The 7847-nt window shown below is 44.5% G+C and carries 6 protein-coding genes and 1 pseudogene; 3 read left to right on the top strand and 4 right to left on the bottom strand.

The genetic code is table 11. The features are described 5' to 3' along the window. The 3 genes and pseudogenes from AB5542_RS20640 to AB5542_RS20630 form a co-directional block, all read left to right on the top strand. Positions 1–624 (top strand): annotated as a pseudogene (locus AB5542_RS20640) (SusC/RagA family TonB-linked outer membrane protein); the annotation flags it as partial. A 12-nt stretch (positions 625–636) separates the two neighbouring features. Next, complete coding sequence (locus tag AB5542_RS20635) at positions 637–2082, top strand: RagB/SusD family nutrient uptake outer membrane protein (RefSeq protein ID WP_279040265.1); 1446 nt, start codon at positions 637–639, stop codon at positions 2080–2082. A 12-nt stretch (positions 2083–2094) separates the two neighbouring features. Next, positions 2095–3390: a hypothetical protein gene (locus AB5542_RS20630; protein ID WP_279040263.1), complete on the top strand. Its 1296-nt coding sequence runs from the start codon at positions 2095–2097 to the stop codon at positions 3388–3390. 157 nt (positions 3391–3547) lie between these two features. On the opposite strand, the gene AB5542_RS20625 is transcribed toward AB5542_RS20630, so the two are convergent. The 4 genes from AB5542_RS20625 to AB5542_RS20610 form a co-directional block, all read right to left on the bottom strand. Beyond that, positions 3548–4744: an FprA family A-type flavoprotein gene (locus AB5542_RS20625; RefSeq protein ID WP_027203024.1), complete on the bottom strand. Its 1197-nt coding sequence runs from the start codon at positions 4742–4744 to the stop codon at positions 3548–3550. Positions 4745–4864: 120 nt separating this feature from the next. Beyond that, complete coding sequence (locus AB5542_RS20620; RefSeq protein ID WP_087422318.1) at positions 4865–6070, bottom strand: aminopeptidase C; 1206 nt, start codon at positions 6068–6070, stop codon at positions 4865–4867. Between the two features lie 127 nt (positions 6071–6197). Then, positions 6198–7118, bottom strand: coding sequence for a CPBP family intramembrane glutamic endopeptidase (locus AB5542_RS20615; protein WP_279040262.1), 921 nt, complete (start codon positions 7116–7118; stop codon positions 6198–6200). Between the two features lie 276 nt (positions 7119–7394). Beyond that, positions 7395–7847, bottom strand: a 453-nt coding sequence (locus tag AB5542_RS20610; RefSeq protein WP_368243416.1) for a DNA translocase FtsK, incomplete at its 5' end; no start/stop codon positions are given.

The following is a 7847-nucleotide window of genomic DNA, read 5'->3' as shown; positions in this document are numbered from 1 at the left end:
GTGGAGGGTTATGCTGCGGGGAGTTGGTTCGGCTACCGTATGGCGGGTGTAAATCCGATGACAGGTATGGTGCTGGTGTACACCGGCAATGGGGACGCAACGTTGGATATGGGACTGAATGTTGAGGTGCCCAATTCGATGGTCAAGTATCTTGGACAGAAATTCCCTCCTTATGTGGGTGGTTTTTCGACTTCGATTAATGTGAAACAATTTGTTTTCAGTGCGAATTTCGAGTTCAAGGCAGGGCATAAAATAATGTCGTTTACGACCTTTAGCGAGCTTACCGGACAGAATCGCCACGTGAATGATATCAACCGCTGGCGCCAAGCAGGCGATGTGACAAATGTACCGCGTTTGTCACAGTCCACAAAGACGTATAATTATTATATGTTCGACAATCGGTTGGAGAAAGGAAATTACTTGAAGTGTGGTTATATGACTTTAGGGTATAATATTCCTCCCGCTTTCCTTAAAAAGCTCAGATTCAGTACGGCGCGTTTGAGCTTTACGGCAAAAGACTTGTTTACCTTGACGCCCTACCGGGGAATCGATCCATTGCTGATGGGTGAGTTCGGCTATCCGAATTCCCGAAAATATACGATAACCTTGAATTTCAGCCTTTAAATGAGAGAATGTATGAGAAAGATAATAGTATTGATAGCTGTAATGGCAGGCTTGTGGTCCTGTACCGATTATTTGAAGGTGGAGCCGTCCAATGTGCTAGCGGTTGCCAATTACGACGATGTAAAAGCTTTATTAGGTGGGTATCTGAGGATGTATGCCGACCCGACTTCCACAACTTTGCAGGGGACGGTAGTTCCTTACCAGGAAAATGACTTTTGGACTTTCTTGCATCTACTGACGGATGATGTGGATACGGACAAATACATACAGTCGTCTTATGGGAATAATAACAAGACACTTTTCGTAAATACGTTGGACTGGAAGAATTCGGAAACACCGGGTATCATCTGGCAGACGCTGTATCTGAACATCGGTTTTTTCAACACCATATTGGATGAATTAGGACGAGTGGATGCTTCTCGCGAGCAGGCAGATATCGTACGCTGCGAGGCAATGGTGTTGCGTGCTTGGCATTTGTTCAAAATCTTGCAATATTTCTCTCCCTATCATTCGGACAAACTCGGGATTCCGGTCAATTTGGATGCCCAGCTGGTAGGTAGTTATGATGCAAGACGCAGAAGCCAAAAGGAAGTTTACGGTATTTTAATTGACGAACTGACAGAGGTGTTGGAGTGTGAGACGAGCCCGCGGGAAACATATAATGTGTTTTATGATAAGAAGATAGTAAACGCTTTATTGGCAGAAATCTATCTGTTCAAAGGTGGTTCCGGTGCTGGAGAGGCCGTGGACTATGATCATGCCATTCGGCATGCACAGGCGGCAATGGAAGGACGGGAGTTGCAACCGCTTTCTGAGTATGTACATTTTCCCGTATTCCCAGAAAAAGAGGGCGTGAAAAAGGATTATCCACAAGGTTTGTTGTATGACAATCGGAGCGACCGCGTTTTGCAGAATATCTGCGGTATGTTGCCGTACGTGAAGATGGCTGCGGCCGAGAGCCTGGTGAAGATGTATGATGAGAAAGACGTGCGGAAGGAAAATTTCTTCGACGAATCCGGTAATATACTGAAGTATGCGAATGTAAATCCTGTTGGCAGTTATCTGCAATTCACAGTGTACACCTTTTTCTCTTATGCAGAGATGCACCTGATTGTGGCCGAGAGTTATGCCCGGAAAGGGGATGCACAAGCGAAGAAATGGCTGGAGGATTTCCAACGGTGCCGTATCCGCAATTATGATGGCTATAAGGGCAATGATGTCTTGCAGGAAATCCTGAATGAGCGGAGACGCGAATTCTGTTTTGAGTATGATATGCGCTGGTGTGACCTGATTCGTACACAGGAGGGATGGACCCGTAATTCGTACGGTGACGAGGAGGAGGCAATTTATACGCTGGAGGACGGAGACTATCGTTTCTGTATGCCGATACCTTTAAATGAGGAGTTGCAGTACAATGACATTGAGCAGAACCCGGGTTGGGGATTTTTAATGGATTAAAACTGAAAAATTATGAAAGTATTGTTTCTGATGATATTGATAAGCGTTCTGGTATTTTCCTGTGAAAAGGCAGAGTATGAGTCTTTCAGAACGTATCCTGATGTTTCACAGGTGGCAAGGGTCAGTTTGTCTCCCAACAGTCCGGTGTTAATAGCCGACGGAAAGGCAGAATTGACCTTCAAGGTGAAGGCCTATATGGGGGTGAAGGACACCCGTACCATTGAGGTGAAAAATGAGAACGAGGAGGTGATGCTCAAAGACTCCGTCTTTACAGATACGATTGAAATCACGGCAGACCGCATCCCACTGGATAAGATTAAAATCTACTTAGAAGATGGCACTCCAGTCAGCGAGGTGTTCACGACGACGGAGCATGCGGGGGAGACGCTACGGTTCAAGGCTTCTGTTTATGGTGTTGAGTCGGAAGTTCGCGAGGTACGAATTATCGAAAAGCCGCAAGTGAACTTCGAGCCTATCACGGTGCCGATTATCTTCCATGTTGTTTACACAACGAAAGAGGAATACCAATATGAAAACATTGGTACAGATATGTTACAGGACATTCTGGACAGGTTGAATCGGGTGATGAAAAACGAATTGATAAACGCTCCCTCCTCCGTGGATCTGAATGTGACGTTTGTGTTGGCGGATATAGACCAGTACGGAAAGACCTTAAAAGAAAAGGGGGTAAACCGGGTGAAGTTGAACGACGGAGAGAACAAAGATTCGTATATTAAGAGTAATTTGGTGTGGGATCCGGAGTGCTATTTGAATGTTTGGATAGGAGAGGCAAGTGAGTATACTATTGGAGTACAATTACCACGTTATATTCTGGATAATGGGTCGTTTGTGCAGATGGCTCAGTATCAGGATTTGCAAAAGGTAAAGGATGTGTCTGAGATTTCCTACTGGACTTATAAGGATGTGGGAATCAGCTTGAACAAGAAGCATATCTACCGGATGGCGAATGCCAGTAGCCCGGATGCGGCAGGCGGTTCCGGTGACCGTTTTGAGACCATTATCGGAAAGTTTTACGGGCTTTATCCTACATGGAAGGATAAGTATAACGGTGCGTTGGATGATTTTTGTTCGGATACCTATACTTATTTTAGGATTTATTCCCGTCCCGAGAAATGGACTTACGAAGCTACTGCCACCAATAAGGAGATGAAAAACGGACATGAGATTTATTTTGATTCATTCAATATCATGGATGAACATTCTTTCTGTTCGACTATTACTTACGAGCAAGCGTTGCGTATGCGCACGGTGATGGAGAATTGTCCTTTCCGTATGATGCGGAAGTAATTTTTTGGAGAGAAATGTTTACCCAATGGGAAATTTTACGCTATGGGTTTCCCTTGGGTAATCATAGGCAAGTAGGCTCCTTCGTTCTTTTTTGTATAGAAAAAAAGAGAGCGAGTATGTTTGAAATACCCGCTCTCCTTTTTCATGTCGTTTGAAATCAACAGATTTCGTCCAGTTTATCTGCCATAGCGTAGGCGATATTACGGCACGTTTCGAAATCTTCATCTTTCGGGCAACCGCAAGCCTCGCAAGAAGGAGCAACCACTTCCCATTTGATTTTTTCAGCGAATTGGTTGAAACGGGGCATTGCACCGCCAGCCCATGCTTTTCCGCCAAAGAAGGCCACCACGTGGTTCTTCACGCCCATGTGTTCCAATTCGAACAATAGGGTTTCCATGGTCGGGAAGGCGTTACCGTTGTAAGCACAACTTCCGAGGATAACTCCTTTATAACGGAAAATGTCGTTGATGATGTATGACGGGTGAGTTTTGGATGCATCGTGAATACGGATTTTCTTGATTCCTTTTTCAGCCAAGAAACGAGCGATAATATCCGCCATTTTTTCCGTGTTCCCGTACATGGAACTGAACACGATCACAACACCCTTGTCCGTGTCGTACTTGCTCCACTTGTCATATTTAGCCACGATGTCGGCAATGTGCGAACGACGGATCGGCCCGTGGGTAGCGCATACCATTTTGATCGGAAGGCCTCCGAGTTTTTTCAGTGCAGTTTGAGCTGGTTGACCGTATTTTCCAACAATATTGGAATAGTAGCGACTGATTTCCTCTTCCAAGTAATCCAGGTCAACCTCGTCATCAAAGATGCCACCGTCAAGTGTTCCGAACGCTCCGAAGATGTCACCACTGAACAGGATACCTTCGGTTGATTCGAAAGTAACCATCGTTTCCGGCCAGTGCAGCATCGGTGCCATGTAGAAATTCAATTTATGTTTTCCAAGGTCGAGAGAATCGCCTTCTTTCACTTCCATCAAGTTTTCACAAACCCCGTAGAAGTTTTTCAGCATGGGGAAAGTCTTGGCGTTACCGATGATTTTCACGTCCGGGTAGTGGCATAATAAAGCTTTGATGGCTCCGGTGTGATCGGGTTCCATGTGATTAATCACTAGATAATCCACTTTTCGCCCGTTCAGTAACTGTTCGATGTTCTCCACGTAGTCATCCATTTTGCTTCTTTCGATCGTGTCGATGACTACTACTTTTTCGTCCACGATGATGTAAGAATTATAAGCAACACCTTTGGGAAGAGGCCAGTAATTTTCGAAGATATGCGTTCTTCTGTCATTGACTCCAATCCAGTAAATGTCTTTCTTAATTTCTCTCGCTAGATTCATATTGATTATAATTTTATGTATTTCTTTTTCGCTCTCGCGAAATTATGAAAAAAAGGCCGTTAATCGGATGGATTAACGGCCTTTTTTTATAGTTTTTCTCGAACTCCTTATAGAGTGGATTTATTTGATTCCAAGTTTTTTGCGGATATCCTTCGGGATGGCATTCTTGTGAACGATGATGTTCATGGTTTTGTATTTCATGAAAGGTTCGGATGCGTAGAAGTATCCACCGAATTTGTTATACTTGTTCCAAGAGTTTTTCACGATATAGTAAACCGTACCGTTTTGGTCTTTTGCCTTACCGATCACGTGCATACCGTGGTCATCGGTGGTCAAGTAGTTGTCGAACTCTTGTTGTCTCATTTCTTGCGTAATCTCTTTTTCAGGAGCCGGACCTTGTCTGAAGGCATCCGGAGTTTGGTTTCCTTTAGGCATAGCTTCCCATTTAGCGATTTCGGCACCGCTCATTTCTTTCGTGTCAGTTGTCGGAACCACGGCAACTCCGGGTTGTGAGGTTTGGAAACCTCTTTCGCTCACGTCAGAAGCCCAAGCAAAGGTGTAACCGTTGTCGATAGCGTTGCTCATGACTTGTGCCAGTTCATCTATCGGTAAGTTGTAGGACATTCCCCATAACCAGTTGTCCGGTACTTCGATAGCAAATTGAGAATAGAACGGGTGGTGAGTAAATGAGGTCAAGCTCACGTAATCATCCATGTTCAAGCCAACAACTTCGTCAGCGAAAGTTCTCGGGGTATATTCTTTACCTTTGTATTCGAATTTTTCGGGTTCTTCTCCAAGATAAGCATCCAGAATACCGTCAAAGCCTTTTTTCCAAGCAGTACTTAATTTTTTGTTTGAGTTTTTGATAACGGCATTGATATAACCGGCCAACACGTCGTCGATTTCTCCGAAAGCGTGGTTTGGTTCACCGTAGTTCAATCCCATGTAAACGTCCATCGGAACGATACCGTAGTTTTTGATCACGTGCATCACGTCACAGAAAGCTCCACCAACAGCAAAGTTCATGCTACCATGCAGGCGAACAAATTTGGTTGCTTTGTCGCTGTAAGCGTGTCTTACAATATACATGGCTGAAAGATCAATAGGCTCTTTGCCCATACGAATCATTTCTGATTCGAAGAACGAGATTCCGGACCATGACCAGCAGGTACCTGCACGAGCTTGATCCTTTACAGAAGTTGCCGGTAATCTCTTAATATCAGTAAATTGGTAACCTTTCGGTTGGTCCTTTTGAACATCTTGAGCATTAGCTAAGAAAGACAGCCCAAAGATGAGAGCGAACATTAAAGATGTAATTTTTCTCATTTTTTTGAAACTTCGATTTATAGATTAATATAATTGCTATCGTATTTTTGTTTACCGCCAAAGATACTATTTTATTGGCAATGTCATGAAAGTGACACGAGTATTAAGAAAATTTTAAGAACTTCTTTTACTCGACGACTTCCCGTTCTACTTTTCCCCACAAGTTGATTTTGGAGAAAAATTTATATTTCCGGTTACAAACCCAAAGGAAAATGATCCCGCACACGAGCATGACCACGGTATCCATGTGTGAGACCGTTGGCGCCATATCCTTGAACAGGGCATGTGTTTGCAGGGCCGAGGCGTCGTGTGTCACCACGAGGGAGGAAATGACGTTGTTGGCTAGGTGTAATCCCAGGGCCAATTCCAGCCCGTCGTCCCAGATGGCTACCAGTCCAAGGAGTAATCCCATCAGAATGTATTGCGGCATAGCTACCCAGAAACCGAAACGATCCACTTCTGGGTTAGATCCGTGGAGTAATCCGAAGGCAAAACCGGTAAGTAATAGGGCTACCCATCTGTATTTGAAAAGTAGGATACTGCCTTGCATCAGATATCCCCGGAAAATAAATTCCTCGAATGCTACTTGGAAGGGAATGAAAATCAGGATGACGATACACATCATGATAAAGTTGAACGGTTCGAATTGGAACACGAGGTTGGACGTGTCTCCGAATCCGTATTGCGCACCCAATAGGACGATTGTCAAGAGGCCCCATATAGCGGCACCGAAAAATACCCGTTTCACGTCAAAACGATTTCGGCCCGTGAGTATATCCGTCGGTTTCTTGTGATGGAAATATTTCACGCATAACAGAAGTGCGATAACACCCCCGGCAAACGTGAATAACATGAGTGCCAAGCCCAGGTTCGTGTTCGTGACAGCCAGAATGTTATTCGTTCCCCCGCTTAGAATTTCGGGATTCATGATGATACTGTAAATTGCTAACGGGACGGACGCTACTTGTACTGCGGCAAACACGATGATTAGCGTGAGAATGTAAAAATACCATTTGTTGTTACCTCTGTATGACTTTTCTAAAAACATGACCTTATTAATTTTAGATTTTAGATTTTAAATTTTAGATTTCCACCCACGAAATCACCCTTCTAGATTTACTACATTCAACTTTTATCTTTTAGTTTTTATCTTTTAACTTCAATCTTTCCAACTACCCCCTCTAACTTCCCCTTACACAGGGGGAAGACACGCTACATTATAACATTGAAACGTTTTCTTGCGTCCGTTTCTCCCCCTGTGTAAGGGGGAGCCAAAGGGGGTAGTTTTTTCCATTCTAAATTTTAAATTTTTCATTTTAAATTTTTAAAACTCCACGGTTTTAAGAATGTGTTCCAAGCTGTACTCGTCGGGGATAAGTACTTGACGGGCTTTACTACCCTCGAATGGTCCCACGATGCCTGCCGCTTCCAGTTGGTCGATGATTCTTCCTGCCCGGTTGTAGCCGATGGAGAAACGTCGCTGGATAGAGGAGGTTGAACCCTGTTGGGTGTTCACTACCAAACGGGCGGCCTCTTCGAATAATGGGTCTTTTACCCCGAGATCGATGTCACTACTCACCCCGTTTTCCGTGTCGGAAACATATTCGGGGAGTGCGTAGGCTTCCGGGTAACCCTGTTGATCCGCGATGAATTTCGTGATGGCATCTACTTCCGGGGTATCGACGAAGGCACATTGTACACGTACCATCTCGCTATCCTTGGAAATCAACATATCCCCGCGGCCGATCAACTGGTTGGCTCCCGGTGAGTCCAGAAT

This window comes from Butyricimonas sp. RTP31003st1_G1_RTP31003_210430 (assembly GCF_040920905.1).
In the GTDB taxonomy this organism is placed as follows: Bacteria; Bacteroidota; Bacteroidia; order Bacteroidales; family Marinifilaceae; genus Butyricimonas; species Butyricimonas paravirosa.
Note: the sequence above shows the minus strand (reverse complement) of the source record. Positions and strands in the feature narration are given on the sequence as shown.